The organism is Marinovum sp. 2_MG-2023 (assembly GCF_030548265.1).
In the GTDB taxonomy this organism is placed as follows: Bacteria; Pseudomonadota; Alphaproteobacteria; order Rhodobacterales; family Rhodobacteraceae; genus Marinovum.
In genome coordinates this window covers 214,243-236,444 of sequence record NZ_JAUOSD010000006.1, presented here as the reverse complement: position 1 = coordinate 236,444, position 22,202 = coordinate 214,243, and the positions used below count along the sequence as shown (strand labels likewise).

The following is a 22,202-nucleotide window of genomic DNA, read 5'->3' as shown; positions in this document are numbered from 1 at the left end:
AGATTACTCTGCGTCTTCTTCTTTCTTCGCGTCTTCGCCGGTTTCCTGATCGACGATTTTCATCGACAGGCGCACCTTGCCGCGGTCATCAAAGCCAAGCAATTTGACCCAGACTTCCTGGCCTTCCTTCAACACATCCGACGGATGGTTCAGGCGGCGGTTTTCGATCTGGGACACGTGGACCAGGCCATCGCGCTTGCCAAAGAAGTTCACAAAAGCGCCGAAATCGACGATTTTCACAACTTTGCCTTTGTAGATCTTGCCTTCTTCCGGCTCTGCCACGATCGAATAGATCATGTCATAAGCGCGTTTGATGGCTTCACCGTCTGCCGAGGCGATCTTGATGATGCCGTCGTCATTGATGTCGACCTTGGCACCCGATGTCTCGACGATCTCGCGGATCACCTTGCCGCCGGACCCGATGACTTCACGGATCTTGTCGGTTGGGATCTGCATGGTCTCGATGCGCGGTGCGTGGACCGAGAATTCCGAAGCACCGGTCAGCGCCTTGGACATCTCACCCAGAATATGCATCCGGCCATCGCGCGCCTGTGCCAGCGCGTTTTTCATGATCTCGGGTGTGATGCCCGCAATCTTGATGTCCATTTGCAACGAGGTGATGCCGTTTTCGGTGCCGGCAACCTTGAAATCCATATCGCCGAGGTGGTCTTCGTCACCCAGGATGTCCGACAGGATCGCATATTCGCCGTCTTCTTCCAGGATCAGACCCATGGCCACACCGGCAACCGCCGATTTCAACGGCACACCTGCGTCCATCATCGACAGCGAGCCGCCGCAAACCGATGCCATCGACGAAGAGCCGTTGGATTCGGTGATTTCCGACACCACACGCACGGTATAGGGGAAATCGGTCGGGGCCGGCAGAACCGCCTGAAGCGCGCGCCATGCCAGTTTGCCGTGACCAATTTCACGACGACCCGGGCCAGACACACGGCCAACTTCGCCAACCGAATAGGGCGGGAAGTTGTAGTGCAGCAGGAAGTTGGATTTGAAGTTGCCATGCAACGCGTCGATGAATTGCTCGTCGTCGCCGGTGCCCAGCGTGGTCACAACCAAACCTTGGGTTTCGCCACGGGTGAACAGCGCCGAACCATGGGTCCGGGGCAGAAGGCCGGTTTCGCAGACGATGTCACGCACGTCGGCGGTGCCACGTCCGTCAATCCGCTTGCCGGTCTTGACCACGTCACCGCGCAGGATCGACGCTTCCAGCTTTTTCAGGGCGGAGCCAAGGTTGGCATCTTCCAGCTGTTCTTCGGTCAGCGACGCTTTGATGGCGTCACGGGCTGCGGAAACGGCTGTTGTACGTTCCTGTTTGTCGGTCAGGGCGAATGCGGCGCGCATCTGCTCTTCACCGGCGGCCTTCACGGCTGCAAACAGGTCGGCATAATCCGGTGCCTGGAAATCAAACGGCTCTTTGGCCGCCTCTTCCGCCAGCGAAATGATCAGGTCGATCACCGGTTGGATCTGCTCGTGCGCAAAGTTCACCGCGCCCAGCATTTCTTCTTCCGACAGCTCGTATGCTTCGGATTCGACCATCATCACCGCATCTTTGGTGCCGGCCACAACCAGGTCCAGACGCTGTTCGGGGTTGAGGCGCAGATCCTGCATATCCTCGACTTCCGGGTTCAGCACATATTCGCCATCGACAAAGCCAACGCGAGCGCCGGCAATCGGGCCACGGAACGGCGCGCCGGAAATGGTCAGCGCAGCAGAGGCGGCGATCATTGCAACGATGTCGGGGTCATTGACCAGATCGTGGCTCAGAACCGTACACATCACCAGCACTTCGTGCTTGAAGCCATCCACAAACAGCGGGCGGATCGGACGGTCGATCAGGCGGGCAGTCAGGGTTTCTTTTTCGGTCGGGCGCGCTTCGCGCTTGAAAAAGCCACCGGGCACTTTGCCGGCCGCATAATATTTTTCTTGGTAATGCACGGTCAGAGGAAAGAAATCCTGACCCGGCTTGGGGCTTTTGGCGAAGGTCACGTTGGCCATGACGCTGGTTTCACCCAGTGTCGCGATGACCGAACCATCTGCCTGACGGGCAACCTTACCCGTTTCCAGTGTGAGCGTCTCCTCGCCCCACTGCATGCTTTTCTTCGAAATGTTGAACATTTACGTATCCTGTATGGGGCACTCCCGGGCGTATCCCGGGTCCCCGATTGATTGGCGGCCCCATTGCCGCCGACCCCTATATCATTTCATGCGCCGGGGTCCCTGCGTCACGTCTCAGATGCCGGGGCCATACAGGATTTTGCCAACAATGGGAAGTGCGCGTTTCGACGCCGGCCCGATCCATTGGCGCAGATGGGCGGGATACAGACGGCCATCAGGCAAAGAAAAACGCCCACCAACCGGCAGGCGTTTCCAAATTCATCCGCCATCGACACAGCTGTGCCACCACGGGACCGCAAAGCCAAATGGCCTTAGCGGCGGATTTCCAGACGTTTGATGAGATCCTGGTAACGGGCCTCTTCTTTGCCTTTCAGGTAGTCCAGCAGTTTCCGGCGCTGTGCAACAAGCTTCAAAAGACCACGACGCGAGTGGTTGTCTTTCTTGTGGGTTTTGAAGTGCTCGGTCAGCGTGCGGATGCGCGAGGTCAGGATAGCCACCTGTACTTCGGGCGAACCTGTGTCGCCGTCTTTGGTGGCGAATTCTTTCATCACGCGGGCTTTTTCTTCGACTGTAATCGACATCGGGGTCTCCTTTCAGAAGATCAAGGGTTATGGCGCAAGCCGGGATGTCGTCCAGCAGGGCCCGTGGAGAAATCCGCCAGGCAAAAATGCATGGCGGATGGGGGCGTATAGGGCATTTGTCGATTGTTGAAAAGGGGGCTGTTGCGCCGCCGTCAGGCCGCGCAATCTTAACCACGATATTCGGGTCAGGCCGCCGGCGGCAGCACCTCGTAAACGGCGGCTTCTTCTTCTGTCACCAGCGAAATATCGCTTTCGGTGATGTCCGCACCGCCACGCACCATGGCCACCACAACGCCGTCGATTTCCATCTGGATCAGATCAGGATCATCCGAATCGGGCACAAGGGATATTTCCGCCACCGCATCGGGATCGTCGGTCACCACCAGCAATTGATCTTCGCCGCTGGAGAAATCGATGAACGTCACAACCTGTTCGGCGTCGGAATACAGCAGGATGTCATCTGCACCTTCGCCACCGGTCACCACATCGCCGTCATCCGCCAGGATCGTGTCATCACCATCATTGCCGTTCAGGAAATCCGGTTCGTCCGCGCCGTCCTCTGTGCCGTCCAGCACATCATTGCCCGCGCCACCAAACAGGGTATCAGATCCAAACCCGCCATCCAGCGTGTCGTCGTCATGCCCGCCCAGAAGACCGTCGTTGCCTTCCTCGCCACGCAGCATATCCGCGCCGGTGCCATCGGTCAGAAGGTCATCACCGCTGCCGCCAAACAGCAGATCGTCACCAATATGACCGAACAATTCGTCATTCCCGGCATCGCCAAACAGCGAATCCTGTCCGGCCTCACCATGCAGGGTGTCGTTATCTTCACCGCCCCGCACCGCATCATCGCCGTCCCCGGCCCAGATCCAGTCTTCGCCACCGTCACCCGCAAGATCGTCATTGCCACCCTGACCGGCAATGGCATCACTGCCTGCACCGCCAGAAATGACCGAAGCACCATCACCGCCGGACAAGGTATCATTGCCTTCGGTGCCTGCGATTGCATCACCGGCTTCTGCACTTGTCGTGACCGAAGTTTCCGGCGGCTGAAGTGTTGTATTCGGGGGGTCAGCATTCTGGGTTTCGGAAACACGGTCCATCGACCCGGACTCCGATTCCTCGTCGTCGAGCCCATCGAAAAACTCGGCAGGTTCGATCATCCCTTCCGGGCCCGCTTCCTCGACCTCGTCCAAATCTGTTTCGGAACCGGTCGTTTCTTCGTCTTCATCCTCGCCAAAGACGCCGATCATCATAACGGATCCAACGGCGGCCATGCCAAGCAAACCTGCAATCAATAACATTGTTTCACACCCTAATACCCCGTGCACAGTATGTTCCCGGCGCCCCGTTCGGTCAAATCCTTTACCGGCAGGTGGTTAATGTCGGTTAGAACCCGGCCTGCCAGGGTTCGGGTTTCTGGCCATAGGACACATACAGCGGGTGCCGTGGCAGCCCGTGACGGGTCAATCCCAGTGTAAACAATTTGCCCGATGCAACATTCAGAAGCGGCAGCACCGCGCTGTCACGATCGTGCAGCCGCCCATGCACACCCCAGGCCGCCAGGACAATATCCGCCGCGGCAAAGGCGTCAGCCAGAAACTGATCGTTTTCCGGCCCGATCGGTTCGGGCGCCGCGCGCAGGTCTTTGGGGTCGGTTGCGCGAAACGCAAAAAGATTGACCACGTCCAATCCGCCATACCCCAACAGACGCGCGCGTCTTTCGCAGCGCGCGATTGTCGGATCGTTCACCTTCTCGTTTGCGGTCGACGGGTTCAGCATGACAAAAGCCACCTGCCCCGCCGTCACATCCCAGCTGCGGCGCAACCGATACCGATAAAGCCCGCAATCGGAATAAACCGCCTCGGACCTGCAATCCTCGGCTTCGTGGGTTTTGCGGACGACCATGCCTTAATCGAGGACAAACACCCGCGACGGCTGAATCTTGCCCGCGCGGTATTCGCCGACCGCCACCGGAACCCCCTGATGGCTGGCCCAGACCGTGTCGCCGAATTCGGCATTGCCGCCGGTCACCTCGGCTGGATTGCCATTGCGCAGCCGGGTCAGCGCCTCGACCCCGCAATGCACCTCTGGCAGGTCCTGCAATCCGGTTTCCAACGGCAGCAACAGGGCGTCGATTTCCGCCGTGCGCGCCAGCGCCTCGACCTGTTCCAACGTCACGGCGTTTTCAAGGTCAAACGGCCCGGACCAGATCCGGCGCAGGGTCACAACATGCCCCAAACAGCCCAGAACCCGCCCCAGATCGCGCGCGATGGACCGCACATAGCCACCTTTGCCACACGTCATTTCAAAAACCGCAGTATCGGCATCGGGCCGATCAACCAGCAGCAGTTCCTCAACCCAAAGCGGGCGGGCCGCGATGTCCACGGCTTCGCCATCGCGGGCCAGCTTGTAGGCGCGTTCACCGTCGATCTTGACGGCGGAAAACTGTGGCGGCACCTGTTCGATGTCGCCGACAAATTGGCCCAGCGCATCCTTGATCTGATCATCCGTCGGTCGGCTGTCCGAGGTTTCAATCACCTCGCCGTCGGCATCATCGGTGTTGGTCGCCGCGCCCCAGCGCACGGTGAATTCATAGGCTTTCATCGCATCGGTCACAAAAGGCACGGTTTTGGTCGCCTCGCCCAGCGCCACCGCCAAAAGCCCGGTGGCCTCAGGATCGAGCGTGCCGGCATGCCCGGCTTTCTTGGCCTCGAACGCCCAGCGGATCTTGTTCACCACAGCGGTCGAGGTCGGCCCGGCGGGTTTGTCCACCACCAGCCAGCCAGAAATGTCGCGTCCCTTGCGTTTGCGTCCCATGTCGTCCCCGGATTGTCATCAGAACGGGCGGGATAAGTAACGGCGCGGGTCCCGTCAATAGGGCGTCCGCCAAATGTCGGCTACGGCGCGACAACCGCGATAATCGGCCCCATGGCAAAGCCAAGATCGTTGCGCCCGATATCCGGCGCATACATGCGCGAGATGTTTCCATCCAGAAACAGCGCATTTGGCAGCTTCAGCACATCGCGAAAGAAGCTGGCAAATTCCCAGAAGGTGACGGAATTGTTGGAAATCACAAACACCGCGCGCTTGCCATCACGGGTGGCGCCGACGCCGTTGCGGATGTTACGGGACGTGCTGTCGCGCAGGAACGCGGGGTGCAGGGCCCCGTCGATCACCAGCATTGGGCCGGATTGGGTGGCATGGTCGCACTGCGGCGTCCGCGCCAGATAGTCGAGTGTTTCAAACACCCGCGCCCGGTCGGCTGTGATGCAGAAAATCCCGTTCGGCAGCAGCCCGAAGTTGCCCGGACCCGCGTTCGAGACAACCCGCATATCCTCTTGGCCATCTTCGATATAATGGCCAACCGGCGCGCGATCAGTATGATACATGCCGCCGTTGACCGCAAAACTCAGCGACTGGCCCCGGTTGCGCAGGGCCGTATCGAGTTTGGAAAAATGCCCATAAGGCGCGCCATTTTCGTCGGCGCGAAACAGCCGCAGGTTTTCCGTGACAGGATCAACCGCGCAAACCGTGAACCGATTGCCGTCGTGGCGTTGGTTTTCGCAGGTGACCGCCACCGCCTGTGACGACAGCGCAATCAGAAATGCAACAGCCAGCGCCCGAAACATCAATCGTCCAGATCGCGCCGCACGTCGTCCCTTTCGAACAGACGTCTGGTGTCGTCCATCCGGTCAAACGTGTCATCCAGCCGAAACCGCAGGTCAGGCGCGAATTTCAAGGTCAGCTGCTTGCTGACAAGATGGCGCAACTCACCTTTGTTGCGCGCCAGCAGCGCCACGACCTCGTCCCCGCCCTGCCCGCCCAGGGGGCAGACATAGACAGTGGCGATTCGCAGATCGGGGGATGTGCGCACCTCGCCCACCGTGATCGAAATACGGTTGAGGTCGGGGTCATGCACATCACCGCGCATCAGCACCTCGGACAATGTACGCCGGATCAGCTCGCCGACGCGAAGCTGACGTTGCGATGGGCCTTGCCCGTCATGAAAAGTATTCTTGGCCATACCTGCCAGATACGCTTTCGCAGGGGCTTTGCCAAGACGTGCAACGCGGGGTATGTGAAGACGGCCATGCGATAAGGCCAAGGAGACAATGAAATGACCGCACCCATTCCCGGAATCGTGATCACTGGGGCCTCTGGCCGCATGGGCCAGATGTTGATCCGCACCGTCTGTGCCAGTGACAAGATGCATCTGGTCGCGGCCCTGGAACGTGAAGGGCACGATTGGATCGGCCGCGATGTCGGCGCAGCCATGGGCGGCGCGGATCTGGGGGTCGTGGTCAGCGATGATCCGCTTGCGGCCTTTGCCAAAGCACAGGCGGTGATTGATTTCACCGCCCCGGATGCCACAGTGGAATTCGCGGCGCTGGCCGCGCAGGCACGGCTTTGCCATGTGATTGGCACCACCGGGATGGAGGAAAGCCACCTGACCCGGATCAAGGCCGCCGCGCGGCATGCGGTGATCGTGCGGGCCGGAAATATGTCATTGGGTGTGAACCTTTTGACGGTATTGGCCGAGAAAGTCGCCCGCGCATTGGATGACGACTATGACATCGAAGTGATCGAGGCGCATCACAACCGCAAGGTCGACGCACCATCAGGCACCGCGTTGATGCTGGGAGAGGCCGCCGCCAAGGGGCGCGGCGTCGAGCTGGCCGAGGTCTCTGACCGGGGCCGCGATGGCATTACCGGCGCACGAAAGAAGGGCGATATCGGGTTCGCCGTGATTCGCGGTGGCGATATTGTCGGTGAGCATGACGTGATGTTTGCCGCCGCCGGCGAACGCATCACGCTGCGCCATGTCGCCAGTGACCGGTCGGTCTTTGCCCGTGGCGCATTGAAAGCCGCGCTCTGGGGACAGGACCGGGCCCCGGGTGAATATGACATGATCGACGTGCTGGGACTGGGCCAGTAGGGTTTCAAGGCCCAGTCAAGGCCCAGTCAAAGCCCGGTCAGGGTCACCTGCGTTCAGGCCACGCAGGCCTTGGGGCGCTGCCCCAAACCCCGGGATATTTGTGAACAGAAGAAGGACCCGTTCCGCATCAGAAGTCGATGGCGAGGCCCTTTTTCTCCCAATCGCCATAGCGCACCGGTTCGGGGCCATCGCGCCCGCCCAGTTCCGTTGGCAGTGGGTCGGCTTTGGCTGCTTCAATGCGGCGGGCATCGGCCTCTTCCAGCGCGCGACGGGCGGCTTCGGGCAATTTGGCGCGGCGTTCTGTTTCGGTTTCAGACATTTGGCTTTCCTCACGGCTTGAGCCTAGATATACGCGCTGAATTCTTATGGGCAAGCGGGCTGGAGGTCGCAGATGGCAGGATCGGCACGACAGGGCGCGTTATGGCTTTTGGGCCAGGTGCTGAATGACCGGCGGCTTTTGTCGGAATTGACCGGTGCGCCGCAGCATCAGCGGTTGGAACCAGGCGATCGCGCACGGGCCTTGCGGTTGACCCTGGAAACCCTGCGCGGGCTGGAACGGGCCGACCGGGTGGTGAAGCCCTATTTGCGCAAAATGCCGCCGCTGGCGGTGCGCAATGTGCTGCGATTGGCCACGGTTGAGCTGTGTCAGGGCGGGGATGCCCATGGTGTGGTCAACGAGGCCGTCGAATATGTGCGCCGGGGCAAACGGACCGCCAGTTATGGTGGCTTGGTCAATGCGGTCCTGCGCAAGGTGGCCACCGAGGGCGCGGAAAAATGGGCGGAATTGCGGGTGCCGCGACTGGCGAAATGGCTGCGTCAGCCGCTGGTTCAGGCCTGGGGCGCCGACGCGGTGGCGGCCATGGAAGTGGTGCATTTTGCCGGGGCGCCGCTGGACCTGAGCCTGAAGGCCGGGGATTGGGATCAAGGTCCGGCTGCGGATCTTGCGGCAGAGGTTTTGCCCACGGGGTCATTGCGGCTGACCAACCCGGGCCAAGTCAGCGCCTTGCCCGGCTTTGCCGAGGGCGCATGGTGGGTTCAGGATGCGGCGGCGGCCCTGCCTGTGCGTGGATTGGGCGATGTTTCCGGGTTGAAGGTGCTGGATATGTGCGCCGCGCCGGGCGGCAAGACATTGCAGCTGGCGGCGGGCGGCGCGGATGTGACCGCATTGGACATCTCGGAGAGCCGATTGGGACGGTTGCGCGAAAACCTGCAACGCACCGGCCTGACGGCAGCGATCGTGGCCTCGGATGCGCTGGCATTTGAGGGGACATTTGATGCGATTGTGCTGGATGCGCCCTGTTCGGCGACCGGCACGATCCGACGCCACCCCGACCTTCCGCTGGCGCGCGACGGGGCCGAGATTGGCGGGCTGATCGAATTGCAGGCCGCGATGATCGACCATGCGCTGACCCTTTTGAAGCCCGGCGGGCGGTTGATTTACTGCACCTGTTCGCTTTTGCCGGACGAAGGTGAAAGCCAGATTGACGAGGCGCTGGAACGTCATCCGGGGCTGCGGGTTGTGCCAGAGGCATTTGATCTGCCCGGTATCGAGAAGGAATGGCGCAGCAGCGAAGGGGGCGTTCGCCTGCGGCCGGACTACTGGGCAGAACGTGGCGGGATGGACGGTTTCTATATGGCCTGCCTGAGCCGCTGAGCCCGGCTGCCATCCTGCGCCAACCGGGCAACAGAACCGCCGGGGGAATGATTTTTCCAAGGTGACTTTGCCCGATCTGGCGGGTATGATTGGCGAAATGCCGCGCGCAAAGTGCGGATGAGGCAGAGCATATGTCCGAGAACGAAAGCTGGTCAGCGCGACGCACGCGCCTGATGCACCGGGTTCATGCCCGGTTGGCCGCGCGCGGGCGTGCGGCCACGGCATTTGTGTCCCAGCCAGAGCCACGCACCATCGGCAGTTTCAATCGCGGACGCCAGTTGATTGCCGGAAACCTGATGTTTGCCGGGCATTTGATCGAGGCTGACGACGCCATGCTCTGGGACATAGAGCCGCCCGACGGGGCCTTTGTCGAACAAATTCATGGCTTTGGCTGGCTTGATGATCTGGCCGCCGTGGGGGACATGCGGGCGCGCAATGTGGCGCAACGCTGGCTTTTGGGGTGGATCGAACGCTATGGCAACGGCTCGGGGCCGGGCTGGACCCCGGATCTGGCGGGGCGGCGGTTGGTGCGTTGGACCCATCATGCTATTTTCCTGTTGCGCGCGCTGGAGGCCGAGCATTCCGATCGGTTTTTCAAATCGCTGGCGCATCAGACCCTGTTTCTTGGACGGCGCTGGTCCAAGGCGGCCCCCGGCCTGCCCCGGTTCGAGGCGCTGACCGGCCTGCTTTATGCGGGGCTAAGCCTGCGCGGGATGGAGGAATTCACTGCCTCGGCCAAAAACGCACTGGCGCGCGAATGCAGCAATCAGATTGATGAACAAGGCGGCATTCCCACCCGCAACCCCGAAGAGCTGCTTGAGGTGTTCACCCTGCTGACCTGGGCGGCGGCGGCGCTGGAAGAGACCGGGAACATGATTGCCCCGGCGCATCAGGCCGCCATCACCCGCATTGCCCCGACGCTGCGGGCGTTGCGCCACAGTGACGGCGGGTTGGCACGGTTTCATGGCGGCGGACGCGGCATTGACGGGCGGCTGGATCAGGCGCTGTCGGCGTCCGGCGTGCGCCGTGGGGCCGAGGGGCTGGCCATGGGATTTGCCCGGCTGTCGGCGGGGCGTACCTCGGTAATTGTGGACGCCAGCCCACCGCCCGAAGGCGCAGCATCGTTCAACGCCCATGCCTCGACCCTGGCGTTCGAGGTGACCTCCGGGCGCAGACCGCTGATTGTCAGCTGTGGGTCCGGGGCGTTCTTTGGCGAAGATTGGCGGCGGGCCGGTCGGGCCACGCCGTCACATTCCACCTTGGCGTTGGAAGGCTACTCCAGCGCCCGATTGGGTCGCGAAGGCCGGGTTGGCGGCGCACGGCGCGAAATGCTGGAAGATGCCCCGCGGGAGGTGCCGGTGGAAATCGGCCAGATGCCGGATGGGCTAAAGCTTGAGGCCGGGCATGATGGGTATGTTTCGACCCATGGGTTGACCCATGCGCGCATCCTGGAAATGACCTTTGATGGCCGTGGTCTGGTGGGCGAAGACATGTTGCTGGCGTTGAAAGCGCCGGACAAGAAGCGATTCGACCGGGTTCTGGCCGCCGCCGGGACATCCGGCGTGCCCTATCACGCAAGGTTTCATTTGCATCCCGATGTCGACGCCGAGGTCGACATGGGCGGCATGGCGGTGTCATTGGCGCTGCGATCCGGGGAAATATGGGTTTTTCGCCACGAAGGCACGGTCGAAATGTCGCTGGAACCCTCGGTTTATCTGGAATCCGGGCGATTGCGGCCCCGCGCGACGAAACAGATCGTTTTATCTCACCGGGCAATGGGCTATGCGACCCGCATCCGGTGGTCTTTGGCCAAGGCGCATGACACAGCCGTGGCAACCAGAGACCTGACCCGGGACGACGAATTCGATTTTGACAGCTGACCGCAGGACCCCGAAACCATGACCGATGCAAACCCTCTCGTGCCGATCCGGCGCGCCCTCCTTTCCGTATCCGACAAGACCGGGTTGATCGACCTTGGCCGTGCGCTGGATGAGCGCGGGGTTGAATTGCTGTCGACCGGCGGATCGGCCAAGGCCCTGCGCGATGCCGGGCTGACGGTGCGTGATGTGGCGGATGTGACCGGCTTTCCCGAAATGATGGATGGCCGGGTCAAGACCTTGCATCCCGGCGTGCATGGCGGGTTGCTGGCGCTGCGCGACAATGCCGACCATGTGGCGGCCATGGAGGAACACGGGATCGGCGCAATCGACCTGTTGGTGGTGAACCTCTATCCGTTTGAGGAAACCGTCGCCAAGGGCGCGGATTACGACACCTGTATCGAAAATATCGACATTGGCGGCCCGGCGATGATCCGCGCGGCGGCCAAGAACCACGGTTTTGTCACCACGGTGGTGGATGTCGAGGATTACGAAGCGCTGCTGCTGGAGCTGAATGCCAATTCCGGTGCCACATCCTATGCCTTCCGTCAGCGTCTGGCGCAGACCGCCTATGCCCGCACCGGGGCCTATGATGCGGCGGTGTCGTCCTGGATGGCGGATGCCCTGGGCGAGGTCGCCCCGCGCCGCCGTGCAGTGGCCGGTCAGGTCAAACAAACCCTGCGCTATGGTGAGAACCCCCATCAGAAAGCGGCGTTCTACAGCGATGGCACAGAGCGCCCCGGCGTCGCGACAGCCGTGCAGCATCAGGGCAAGGAATTGTCCTATAACAACATCAATGACACCGACGCCGCGTTCGAGCTGGTGGCGGAATTTGCCCCAGAGGCAGGTCCGGCCTGTGCGATCATCAAACATGCCAACCCCTGTGGCGTGGCCCGTGGCACAACCCTGCTTGACGCCTATAAGTCGGCATTTGATTGTGACCGGACCTCGGCCTTTGGCGGGATTGTCGCGTTCAACCAACCGCTGGACGAAGAAACCGCGCAGGAAATCACCGGTATTTTCACCGAGGTGGTGATCGCGCCCGGTGCCAGCGACGGCGCAATGCGTATTTTCAAAGAGAAGAAGAACCTGCGTCTGTTGACCACCGAAGGCTTGCCTGATGTCAAAGTGGGCGGTCAGGTGATGCGCCAGGTGGCCGGCGGCTTCCTGATGCAGGACAAGGATGTCGGCTATGTCGGGTTGGACGATCTGAAGGTGGTGACCAAACTGGCGCCGACCGATGCGCAGATGGCTGATCTTTTGTTTGCCTGGAAAGTGGCAAAACACGTGAAGTCCAACGCCATTGTCTATGTCCGCGATGGCGCGACCGTGGGTGTGGGCGCCGGCCAGATGAGCCGTCTGGACAGCGCATTGATCGCCGCGAAAAAAGCCGAGCGTATGGCCGAGGCCATGGGATTGGAGACACCGTTGACCCAAGGCTCGGCCGTGGCGTCGGATGCGTTCTTCCCCTTCCCTGACGGGTTGCTGGAGGCCGCAGCGGCCGGGGCAACCGCAGTCATTCAACCGGGCGGATCAATGCGCGACGCAGATGTGATTGCGGCGGCGGATGAGGCCGGATTGGCCATGGTCTTTACAGGAATGCGCCATTTCCGGCACTAAGCCCGGGATAGCGGCAGAAGGCAGAGCAGGTATGGCAGGCACACAACGCAGCACACAGATGCGCACAATTTTTTGGGCAGCAATCTGGGTCTTTTTGCTGGATCAGATCAGCAAATATGTTGTGGTGCATCTGCTGGACCTGCGCACCTTGGGTGAAATCGACGTTTGGCCGCCCTTCATCAACCTGCGTATGGCGTGGAATTCAGGCATCAACTTTGGCCTGTTTTCCGGCCATACAGACCTGGCCCGGCTGGTGTTGATTTCAATTGCACTGGGCATTGTCGGGGTGGTGATTGTCTGGGTCTGGCGTGACCCGCCGGGGCGGATCGGGCGAATTTCTGCCGGTTTGCTGATTGGTGGCGCGCTGGGCAATGTCGTGGATCGGGCGATCTATGGCGCGGTGGCGGATTTCCTCAACATGTCCTGTTGCGGTCTGGAAAACCCTTATGCCTTCAATCTGGCGGATATTGCGGTCTTTGCCGGGGCATTTGGGCTGGTGCTGTTTTCTGGGAATGATGCGGGACATGGTTCCGGCAACGACAAACGCCCGCGCAAAAAGGGCACGTGACCTTGGCCAAGGATTCCGTTAAGTCTTGGCCAGAGAGCAGGTGGAGAAGATACGTATGACGATGCCGCGCATTGCAAATCCGATTGCAAAGCTGAGTGTGTTGCTGGCCCTGATGGTCGGTCTTGCCGCCTGTGGAAATCGCGATATTGGTCTGCACGAATTGCGTGTGCGTGGCGATGGCCCGGAAGAATTCGCCATTGTGCCCGCCAAGCCGCTGGAAACACCCGAGAGCTTTGCCGCGCTGCCGACCCCGACACCGGGCGGCAACAACCGCACGGACCTGACACCCGAAGCAGATGCGGTCGCCGCCTTGGGCGGAGACGGCAATCGCGCCACCCCGCGCGGTGCTGGGGTTGGTGCAGGGGACGGCGCATTGGTGACCTATGCCTCGCGTCAGGGTGTGAACACCGGCATTCGGGCTCAACTGGCCGCCGAGGATCTGGAATTCCGCAAACGGGCGTCGCTTTTCACCTGGCAGATCATGCGTGAAGATCAATATTACGACGCTTACCGCCGTCAGGCGATTGATCCCTATCTGGTGCTACGTGCCTATCGCCGCGCCGGTGCGCGCACGCCCTCCGCGGTGCCACCCGGTTCCAATTGATTGCACGGCTGAAGGGATAACCTTTCAGCAGCATGCTGTTGCGTTTCGGGGCGCTGCGTTTCCGGGGATTGCGGCAGCTAGGCCGCTTTGGATTGAGCGGCGTTTCGCAATGCTGCCATCAAATCACCCAAAGACTTTTCTGTCCGTTCGTTGATCAAACGGCCGGCCCCGTCGAATTGCTGACGGCCCTGCGCCAACAGTACCTCTGGTCCCTGCAAGATCCTTGGCCGAAACGCCACCATACAAGACCGCAGCATGGTCTGCGTGCGTTCGCCGCCAGATCGACCGCTGGCTGACGACATGATGGCCACAGGCTTGTCGGCCCAGGGCGCGCCCTCGGTTCGGCTGACCCAATCCAGGGCGTTTTTCAACACGCCGGAAATGCCTTTGTTATATTCTGGCCCGGAAATCACCACCGCATCCGCCGCGGCGATTTGGGTGGCCAGGCGCTGCACTTCGGCTGGAATACCCCGGTCTTCCACATCGCCATCATACAGCGGCAGATGCAGGTCCGCTTCGATGAAGTCGCAGTCACCAAACAGGCGCGCCGCTTCTAACATCAATTTCCGGTTGGAGGATTCTGCCCGCAACGCCCCGGATATTCCCAATAGCTTCATCGGCATATCGCCCCTTTCTCTGACAGTGCAAAGTTGGATGTGATTGCACCACATGGCAAGGGGCATGGGCACATATCCACTGTGCGCCATCAAGCATCGCCAAAAATGAAAAGCCCCGGTTCGCGATGACCGCGCCGGGGCTTTTGCTATTCAAAGGGCTGCTGATTTACGCGTTGGGCAGGATCACAATCTCTACCCGACGGTTGCGGGCCTTGCCCTCTGGCGTCAGGTTATCGGAAATCGGCTGATCTTCGCCGCGACCAATGGTTTGAATCCGGCCCGACGACACGCCAGAAGCGGTCAGCACATTGGCCACCGATTGTGCGCGACGCTGCGACAGCGCCAGGTTGTAGCCGGCATCACCATCGCTGTCGGTGTGGCCGACGATTTGCACCGTGGAATTCGGATAGGCCTGAAGGTTGCCCGCCATGGCGCGCAGATCGCGTTGCAGGTCAGGACGCACAGTCGCGTCATCCACAGCGAACAAAATGTCGTTCGGCAGTGTGACGATCAGACGGTCGCCGGTGTTGTTGATGGTGACATTGCCATTTTGCAGGCTGGCACGCAGGTCTTCTTCCTGTTGGTCCAGCTTGTTGCCGATCACCGCGCCAGCGCCGGCGCCCAGAACCGCACCGCCGATGATCCGGTTGCGTTTTTCCACCTCATTGCCGCCGGCAATCAGGCCCGCTGCCGCACCGGCCAGACCACCAATAACCGCGCCTTGGCGGGCTTTCTGGTTCTGGTTCGGACCGTCGGTTGTGCAAGCTGCCAATGCGACGGTTGCCGCGGACACCAAAAGAAGGGATTTGTTCAGTCGAAGAATCATGTTTTGCCTCATAAGATACACGGTCTTTGCGTCGCGTTGTTCTATATATCAGGCGGGACTCTGCGCATGTTCAAACCTTCGTGCAAGGGGGAATCGGCGGAAGGTCGCTGCAGGGCGGAATTACGCCTCTGCCCGCGCGGATTCATAGGCCAGCAGCGCGCGTTTGACCGGCAAGCCCCAGTGGTAGCCGCCCAAGCCGCCGGATTTGCGCAAGGCCCGGTGACAGGGGATCAGCCAGGAAATCGGATTGCGCCCGACCGCCGTGCCGACCGCGCGCACAGCACGCGGATTGCCGATGGACTGGGCAATTTCGGAATAAGTGGTGACATGGCCCGACGGGATGGCCAACAGCGCCTCCCATACCTTGATCTGAAACGGGGCACCAATCAGATAGAGCGGCGTTTCTGCGCCTGCCACCTCGCCAAATGCGGCGCGCACCCAAGGGGCCAACCGTTCCGGCGATTCGACGAATTCCGCCGTCGGCCAGCGGCCACAGAGATCGCGCATGCATTCGCCGTCGCCGGTTTCCGCCGCGAACCCCAATCCGCAGATCCCCTTGTCGCTGCCCATCACCAGGGCACGGCCAAAGGGGCTGTCAAACCACCCCCAATAAAGCGTCAGCCCCGCGCCACCATTGGCGTATTCGCCGGGGCTCATCGCCTCCCACCGCAGGAACAGGTCGTGCAATCGCCCACCGCCGGACAGGCCCGCACCATTCGCGGCCTCCAACGTGGTAAACCGCTCGCGCAACAAGGACTTGGCATGGCCCAGCGCCAGATATTGCTGATACCGTTTGGGGGACACCCCCACCCATTTGGAAAACAGCCGCTGAAAATGGGCCGGGCTCATATTCATTTCGCCCGCCAAAGCATCCAGCGTCAGGGGCGTGTCGCTGGCGTCGATCAGATCAATCGCACGGCGCATGATGTGATAGTGGTATCCGTCTTGCTGGTCCGTCATGGGGCTGATCTCCTTTGCCCGTAATCTAGACATCTGGCCCCGCGACCGCGACCCGAATGTTGCGCATAGCGTCCACCTGGGCCATAGAGCGCATATGGCAAAACAGCTTGATTATCATACGATCCGCGCGATCTTTGAACGGTTCCAAACCGCCGAGGCCGTGCCAAAGGGCGAATTGGACCACGTCAACGCCTATACGCTGGTGGTGGCCGTGGCGCTTTCGGCGCAGGCCACCGATGTGGGGGTCAACAGGGCCACCAAAGAGCTTTTCAAAATCGCCGACACGCCGCAGAAGATGCTGGATCTCGGCGAAGAGGCGTTGATCGAGCATATCAAGACCATCGGGCTGTACCGCAACAAGGCCAAGAACGTCATCAAACTGTCGCGCATTCTGGTCGAAGACTACGACGGCGAGGTGCCCAACAGCCGCGCGGCGCTGATCTCGCTCCCCGGCGTCGGGCGCAAGACGGCGAATGTGGTGCTGAACATGTGGTGGCAGTATCCGGCACAGGCCGTCGATACCCATATCTTTCGCGTTGGCAACCGGTCGGGCATTTGCCCGGGCAAGGATGTCGACGCCGTCGAACGCGCCATCGAGGATAATATCCCGGTGGATTTCCAACAACATGCGCATCACTGGCTGATTTTGCATGGGCGGTATCATTGCAAGGCGCGCAAGCCACAATGTGGCACCTGCCTGATCCGCGATCTCTGTGAATTTGAGGACAAGAACCTATGAAAACCTATCAGGTTGTCGGTATCGGCAACGCCGTGGTCGATGTGATCACCCAGGCCGACGACAGCTTTCTCGATCATATGGGCATCCAGAAGGGCATCATGCAGCTGATCGAAAAGGATCGCGCGGAAATGCTTTATGGTGCGATGGGTGAACGCAAACAGGCGGCGGGCGGATCGGTCGCCAATACGCTGGCGGGCATCGGCAATCTGGGGCTGCGCACGGCATTTGTCGGCCGGGTGCATGACGATGCGCTGGGGCGGTTTTATGCCGATGCGATGGAAAAGGCCGGCACGGCCTATGTCAACGCGCCGGTGCCGGGCGGCGATCTGCCGACCTCGCGCAGCATGATCTTTGTCTCGCCGGATGGCGAGCGGTCGATGAACACCTATCTGGGGATCTCTGCCGATCTGGGCCCGGATGACGTCGACGAAAACGTCGCGCGCAATGCCGAGGTGGTGTTTCTCGAAGGTTATCTGTTCGACAAGGACAAAAGCAAACAGGCGTTCATCCGCATGGCGCGCGCCTGTAGTGCCGCGGGTGGCAAATCTGGCATTGCGATTTCCGATCCGTTCTGTGTGGATCGCCATCGCGCCGATTTCCTGAACCTGATCGAACACGAACTGGATTACGTGATCGGCAACGCCGCTGAAATCAAATCCCTATATGAGACTGACGATCTGGATGCCGCGCTGGAGAAGGTGGCGGCCATCTGTCCCTTGGTGGCCTGTACCCGGTCAGGTGACGGGGTCACGATCATTGCCGATGGCGTGCGCACGGATGTTGGCGTGCAAAAGATCACGCCGGTCGATGCCACGGGCGCGGGTGACGGGTTTGCGGCCGGCTTTCTCTATGGTCTGGTGACCGGGCAGGATATGGAAACGGCCGGGCGCATGGGCTGTACCGTCGCAGGCGAAGTGATCCGCCACATCGGGCCACGCGCGGAGACCGAATTGAAGCAGGTGTTCGAAGCGGCCGGCCTCAGCGAAGCAGGCTGATATCGCCAGCTGCGAACAGCAAGCCCCGGACATGATCCGGGGCCTCCTGGTCGACAAAATTGATATGAGGTCCCGGATCAGGTCCGGGACTGCGACGGATATGCATCGGCAGGCTGTGGGATCAGGCGCTATTCCCCCAGCTTCGCATGCACCTCGTCAAGGTCGATCTCATCCACCGGCTGTTTGTTCGCCGGGTTGGCGACATCATATTTAAAGAGATCGAAGTCCCGTTTGTACATTTCATAGACCAGATGCATCGACAGATCGTCGAAATAATCCTCGACCGGATGCAGCCGCTTTGGTCCGTGACCTTCGGATTCGTTGAAACGTGGAATGTCATCCAGATTTATCGCATGCGGCGTTTCGATCGCATCCAGCACCTGGCTCATGCCCTCGTTGAACTTTTCGGTCCAGATGATCCGATCATACCGGCCACCGTTGGCGATAAAGGTCGACACATGGCCCGAGGTGGCGGACCAATGGATGTCGGGGTCCATCGGTTGGCGCCAGCGAATCGTATCCCGGGCAAACAACAGGAAGCGGCGGAAGCTGGCGATCTGGTCGAATTCGCCTTTGCCATCGTCACCGCCAACCTCGATCCCGTATTTCTGGATCAGCATCGGCACCAAATTGCCGCGATACCGGTTGCCGTTGCGTTGGATGCCACAGATCTTGTCAAAGAACGACGACAGGATGCGGGTATAGGGGTTGCGCACACAGGTAAAGGCATAGGCCTGATGCATCTTGACGTTGGCGTTGATCACCTGCTGGCTTTCTTCGCGCGCCCATTTGTGCAGCCCCTGCGTCGCATCATGGATGTCGCCATCATAAAACGCGCCATGGTCGGAATAATACAGGATCTGACCGATGGTCGAGCAGGCACATTTCGGCACCACGCGGTACACCACGCTCTCACTTTCTGTCATCCAAGTGCCTGGAAAGCCCACTGTGTTCTGCCTCCTGCCGGTTTTTGCTTTTCAGCGACTATACGCTGGATTGAATTTCGTAATAAAGCCTGTTTATTCAATGGAAATTCAGCCTTAACCTGATACTGCGGCATAATCGTGGGGGAAATCACACAAAGTAATGGCCAAAATCGCCTTCATATTGCTGTGTCACAAGGATCCGGAGGCCATAATCAAACAGGCCCAGCGGCTGACCGCACGCGGCGATTATCTGTCGGTGCATTTTGATGCCCGCGCCCCAAAAGCATATTATGACCAGATCCGTGCCGCTTTGGATGGAAATGAACATGTCACCTTTGCGAAGCGGCGGCTCAAATGCGGTTGGGGGGAATGGAGCCTGGTGCAGGCCACCCTTTACGCCATCGAAGCGGCGGTCGAAGCGTTTCCGGAAGCGACGCATTTCTACATGCTGTCCGGCGATTGCATGCCGATCAAATCGGCCGAGTATGTGCATGAATTTCTTGATGAAAACGACGCCGACTTTATCGAAAGTTTTGATTTTTTCGAAAGCGACTGGATCAAGACCGGAATTCAGGCAGAGCGGCTGATCTACCGCCATTACTTCAACGAACGGCAAAACAAAACGCTGTTTTACGCGGCAATGAACCTGCAAAAGAAGCTGAGGCTGGAGCGTGAGATTCCGGCGGATCTGCAGATCATGATCGGCAGCCAATGGTGGTGCCTGCGCCGTCGCACAATCGAATGGATTTTAGATTTCACCCGGAAACGCCGGGATGTGATGCGATTTTTCGCCACCACCTGGATTCCGGACGAGACATTTTTCCAAACCCTGGTGCGGCATCTGGTGCCGGAAGAAGAAATTCGCAGCCGCACGCTAACGTTTCTGATATTCTCCGACTACGGCATGCCGGTCAATTTTCACAATGACCATTATGACCTGTTGCTCAGCCAGGATTTTCTGTTCACCCGCAAGATCAGCGCCGATGCGCATGAATTGAAGCGGCGGCTTGGGGTGCTTTACTCTTCGGATGGGGCAGAATTTCAGATCTCGAACGAGGGGCGCGGGCTCTATCATTTTCTGGCGGGACGGGGCCGCGATGGCCGCCGTTTCGCACCACGCTTCTGGGAAAATGAAGGCTCGCTTGGGCGAAACCGCGAAATGCTGATTGTGGTGTGCAAGAAATGGCATGTGGCCAAACGTCTGGTGTCCCGCATTCAGCAGCTGACGAATATTCCCGCGGTCGAATATTTGTTCAACGAAAACAGCTGCCCGCTGCCGGATCTGGGCGGTATTCAGACCACAATGGACAAGCGCCACCGCCATCGACGGGCCTTGCTGCGCATGTTGTTCGACAATTTCGATACCAACCGTTTGGTCATCTGCCTCGACCCCGCAAATGTCGATTTGTTGCAGGATTTTTACGGGGACCGGTCTGTGACCCGTATGCTGGAGGTCGAATGCGACTTTTCCGACAGCTACCTTGTCGGCCATGCCCAACGTGTGGGTCTGGCCGGAGAGCGCACAAAACCCGATGCCTTGAAACGGCTGTTGCCGACAATTCGCAACGATCTGGCGTTTGAAAGCAACCAGATCCGCGATGCCGGATTTGTAAATCACAGCATGATGCGCGAAAGCGACCCGCCAGAGGTCAAGGCCCTGGCGCTTGCAGAATTTCTTCAGGCGACGCCAGAAACGTCACTGGAAATCGCCCTAACCGACAAACTTTTTGCTGATTGAGGACTGCCATGGCATATGCCTATGACGACCAGAACATTTTTGCCCGTATCCTGCGGGGCGAAATTCCCAGTGAACCGGTATTTGAATCCGAACATTCACTCGCGTTCAAGGATATCACCCCCCAGGCGCCGACACATGTTCTGGTGATCCCGAAAGGCGCCTATGTCAGCTTTGACCACTTTGCGACGGAGGCCAGTGAAGCCGAAATCACCGATTACGTCCGCAGCATTGGGGCGGTCGCCAAGATCTGTGGTGTTTCGCTGGATCAGGGCGGCGGATTTCGCATGATCGCCAATGCCGGTCGTGACGGCGTCCAAGAGGTGCCACATCTTCATGTCCACATTCTGGGCGGGCGGTCGCTGGGCCGGATGCTGAACCCGGCATAACGGCAAAAGGCGGGAACACTCCCGCCTTTCCAATACCTTACTTGATTTGACTTACCATTCCGTCGGGCCTTTGTCGGCAAAGGAATGCACCAGAAAGTCAATAAAGGCACGCACCTTGGGCTGGGTGAACCGGCCCGGCGGGTAGACCGCGTAGATGCCTTGGGTCTCGTTTGGCAGGTCGGGAATTGCATCCATGACCAGACCCTGCGCCATTGCATCCGCATACAGGTAGGACGGAAGATACGCGATGCCCAGCCCGGCAACAGCGGCGTTCAGAAGCGATTGCCCGTCATTGACGCTCAGCCAACCGGCGGTACGCACCTGACGTTTTTCGCCAGAGGGGGCCGTGACCTTCCAGACATTGCCGCTGGATTGGTTGGAATAATGCAGCAGCTTGTGTTCGTTCAGATCGTCAATCCGTTGCGGGCGGCCATATTTTTCGAAATAGGCCGGGCTGGCGATCATGCGTTTGGTGGTCTCGGTCAGCTTGCGGGCGCGGAGCGTGCTGTCTTCCAGCTCTCCGATACGCACGGCCATGTCGAAACCTTCGGAAATCAGTTCGACATAACGATTGTTCAGCACCATGTTGACGGTGATATCGGGGAATTCAGACAGGAAGTCGCCCAAAATCGGTGACATGTGATTGACGCCGAAGTCGGTCGCGACAGAAATACGCAGCAATCCCGAAGGCGCCGATTGCATCGACGTGACAAGCGCATCTGCCTCGCCCGCGTCGTTCAGCACACGCCGTGCCCGGTCATAGTAGGCCAGGCCAATTTCGGTGGGGCTGACGCGGCGGGTGGTGCGATTCAACAGCCGCGCACCCAAACGCGCTTCGAGCGAGGATACATGTTTGGACACGGCGGATTTCGAAATCCCCATCTTTCGCGCCGCATCGGTGAACCCGCCTTGATCGACCACTGTGGCAAACGCTTCCATTTCTGTCAGACGGTCCATAAAATATTCCTCGATATAAAAGTTACTCCACAGATCGTTTATGGATTTGAATTCGGGCAGCATCTGGGCCGAGGACTGA

General features: G+C 59.9%; 23 protein-coding genes. 10 read left to right on the top strand and 13 right to left on the bottom strand.

All coding sequences use genetic code 11. The features are described from left to right. Window positions 1-3: 3 nt before the first annotated feature. The 7 genes from pnp to rbfA all read right to left on the bottom strand — a co-directional run bounded on the left by pnp (window position 4) and on the right by rbfA (window position 6,744). Window positions 4-2,136, bottom strand: coding sequence for a polyribonucleotide nucleotidyltransferase (gene pnp / locus Q4577_RS09845; RefSeq protein ID WP_303468406.1), 2,133 nt, complete (start codon window positions 2,134-2,136; stop codon window positions 4-6). A gap of 311 nt (window positions 2,137-2,447) precedes the next feature. Next, entirely contained in the window at window positions 2,448-2,717 is a 270-nt protein-coding gene (gene rpsO / locus Q4577_RS09840) for a 30S ribosomal protein S15 (protein WP_244687929.1), read from the bottom strand. A 185-nt stretch (window positions 2,718-2,902) separates the two neighbouring features. Next, window positions 2,903-4,021 (bottom strand): calcium-binding protein, encoded by a 1,119-nt coding sequence (locus tag Q4577_RS09835; protein ID WP_303468405.1) that lies wholly within the window; start codon window positions 4,019-4,021, stop codon window positions 2,903-2,905. 85 nt (window positions 4,022-4,106) lie between these two features. Beyond that, on the bottom strand, window positions 4,107-4,625 hold the full coding sequence (locus Q4577_RS09830) for a DUF1643 domain-containing protein (protein WP_303468404.1): 519 nt from the start codon (window positions 4,623-4,625) through the stop codon (window positions 4,107-4,109). A gap of 3 nt (window positions 4,626-4,628) precedes the next feature. Beyond that, window positions 4,629-5,537, bottom strand: coding sequence for a tRNA pseudouridine(55) synthase TruB (truB, locus tag Q4577_RS09825; protein ID WP_303468403.1), 909 nt, complete (start codon window positions 5,535-5,537; stop codon window positions 4,629-4,631). An 80-nt stretch (window positions 5,538-5,617) separates the two neighbouring features. Next, entirely contained in the window at window positions 5,618-6,349 is a 732-nt protein-coding gene (locus Q4577_RS09820) for a phosphodiester glycosidase family protein (RefSeq protein ID WP_303468402.1), read from the bottom strand. After that, window positions 6,349-6,744 (bottom strand): 30S ribosome-binding factor RbfA, encoded by a 396-nt coding sequence (gene rbfA, locus Q4577_RS09815; protein WP_244687918.1) that lies wholly within the window; start codon window positions 6,742-6,744, stop codon window positions 6,349-6,351. Before rbfA ends, Q4577_RS09820 begins: the two co-directional genes overlap by 1 nt. A gap of 93 nt (window positions 6,745-6,837) precedes the next feature. Here rbfA and dapB point away from each other — a divergent pair, with 93 nt between their 5' ends. Beyond that, window positions 6,838-7,656, top strand: coding sequence for a 4-hydroxy-tetrahydrodipicolinate reductase (dapB, locus tag Q4577_RS09810; RefSeq protein WP_244687916.1), 819 nt, complete (start codon window positions 6,838-6,840; stop codon window positions 7,654-7,656). Window positions 7,657-7,783: 127 nt separating this feature from the next. On the opposite strand, the gene Q4577_RS09805 is transcribed toward dapB, so the two are convergent. After that, complete coding sequence (locus Q4577_RS09805; protein WP_244687914.1) at window positions 7,784-7,975, bottom strand: DUF1674 domain-containing protein; 192 nt, start codon at window positions 7,973-7,975, stop codon at window positions 7,784-7,786. A gap of 72 nt (window positions 7,976-8,047) precedes the next feature. Between Q4577_RS09805 and Q4577_RS09800 the strand changes: the two genes are divergently transcribed. The 5 genes from Q4577_RS09800 to Q4577_RS09780 all read left to right on the top strand — a co-directional run bounded on the left by Q4577_RS09800 (window position 8,048) and on the right by Q4577_RS09780 (window position 13,979). After that, window positions 8,048-9,310 (top strand): RsmB/NOP family class I SAM-dependent RNA methyltransferase, encoded by a 1,263-nt coding sequence (locus tag Q4577_RS09800; protein WP_303468400.1) that lies wholly within the window; start codon window positions 8,048-8,050, stop codon window positions 9,308-9,310. Window positions 9,311-9,441: 131 nt separating this feature from the next. Continuing rightward, window positions 9,442-11,190, top strand: a complete 1,749-nt coding sequence (locus tag Q4577_RS09795) for a heparinase II/III family protein (RefSeq protein ID WP_303468398.1) — start codon at window positions 9,442-9,444, stop codon at window positions 11,188-11,190. Between the two features lie 18 nt (window positions 11,191-11,208). After that, window positions 11,209-12,807, top strand: coding sequence for a bifunctional phosphoribosylaminoimidazolecarboxamide formyltransferase/IMP cyclohydrolase (gene purH / locus Q4577_RS09790; RefSeq protein WP_303468396.1), 1,599 nt, complete (start codon window positions 11,209-11,211; stop codon window positions 12,805-12,807). A 58-nt stretch (window positions 12,808-12,865) separates the two neighbouring features. Then, window positions 12,866-13,375 (top strand): signal peptidase II, encoded by a 510-nt coding sequence (gene lspA / locus Q4577_RS09785; protein ID WP_244687907.1) that lies wholly within the window; start codon window positions 12,866-12,868, stop codon window positions 13,373-13,375. A 55-nt stretch (window positions 13,376-13,430) separates the two neighbouring features. Then, complete coding sequence (locus Q4577_RS09780; RefSeq protein ID WP_336623641.1) at window positions 13,431-13,979, top strand: DUF3035 domain-containing protein; 549 nt, start codon at window positions 13,431-13,433, stop codon at window positions 13,977-13,979. Between the two features lie 77 nt (window positions 13,980-14,056). Here the strand turns inward: Q4577_RS09780 and Q4577_RS09775 are convergent, their stop codons facing one another. From Q4577_RS09775 to Q4577_RS09765, 3 genes are all read right to left on the bottom strand, one after another. Continuing rightward, window positions 14,057-14,602: an NADPH-dependent FMN reductase gene (locus tag Q4577_RS09775; RefSeq protein WP_303468393.1), complete on the bottom strand. Its 546-nt coding sequence runs from the start codon at window positions 14,600-14,602 to the stop codon at window positions 14,057-14,059. A gap of 160 nt (window positions 14,603-14,762) precedes the next feature. Continuing rightward, a complete protein-coding gene (locus tag Q4577_RS09770) occupies window positions 14,763-15,422 on the bottom strand; it encodes an OmpA family protein (protein WP_244687903.1) in 660 nt (219 codons plus the stop codon). A 120-nt stretch (window positions 15,423-15,542) separates the two neighbouring features. Next, the gene (locus Q4577_RS09765; RefSeq protein ID WP_303468392.1) at window positions 15,543-16,382 is read right to left on the bottom strand and encodes a bifunctional helix-turn-helix domain-containing protein/methylated-DNA--[protein]-cysteine S-methyltransferase; all 840 of its coding nucleotides are present in this window, start codon (window positions 16,380-16,382) and stop codon (window positions 15,543-15,545) included. A 94-nt stretch (window positions 16,383-16,476) separates the two neighbouring features. On the opposite strand from Q4577_RS09765, the gene nth reads away from it, so the two are divergent. Further along, window positions 16,477-17,121, top strand: coding sequence for an endonuclease III (nth, locus tag Q4577_RS09760; protein ID WP_303468391.1), 645 nt, complete (start codon window positions 16,477-16,479; stop codon window positions 17,119-17,121). Continuing rightward, on the top strand, window positions 17,118-18,116 hold the full coding sequence (locus Q4577_RS09755; RefSeq protein ID WP_303468389.1) for an adenosine kinase: 999 nt from the start codon (window positions 17,118-17,120) through the stop codon (window positions 18,114-18,116). Before nth ends, Q4577_RS09755 begins: the two co-directional genes overlap by 4 nt. A gap of 128 nt (window positions 18,117-18,244) precedes the next feature. On the opposite strand, the gene Q4577_RS09750 is transcribed toward Q4577_RS09755, so the two are convergent. Beyond that, window positions 18,245-19,063 (bottom strand): sulfotransferase family protein, encoded by an 819-nt coding sequence (locus tag Q4577_RS09750; protein ID WP_303468387.1) that lies wholly within the window; start codon window positions 19,061-19,063, stop codon window positions 18,245-18,247. Window positions 19,064-19,202: 139 nt separating this feature from the next. Here Q4577_RS09750 and Q4577_RS09745 point away from each other — a divergent pair, with 139 nt between their 5' ends. Continuing rightward, window positions 19,203-20,780 carry a DUF5928 domain-containing protein gene (locus tag Q4577_RS09745; RefSeq protein WP_303468386.1) on the top strand — a complete coding sequence of 526 codons (1,578 nt, stop codon included), beginning with the start codon at window positions 19,203-19,205 and terminating at the stop codon, window positions 20,778-20,780. 8 nt (window positions 20,781-20,788) lie between these two features. Then, window positions 20,789-21,166: an HIT domain-containing protein gene (locus tag Q4577_RS09740; RefSeq protein WP_244687889.1), complete on the top strand. Its 378-nt coding sequence runs from the start codon at window positions 20,789-20,791 to the stop codon at window positions 21,164-21,166. 51 nt (window positions 21,167-21,217) lie between these two features. Here the strand turns inward: Q4577_RS09740 and Q4577_RS09735 are convergent, their stop codons facing one another. Then, complete coding sequence (locus Q4577_RS09735; protein ID WP_244687887.1) at window positions 21,218-22,123, bottom strand: LysR family transcriptional regulator; 906 nt, start codon at window positions 22,121-22,123, stop codon at window positions 21,218-21,220. Between the last annotated feature and the right edge of the window lie 79 nt (window positions 22,124-22,202).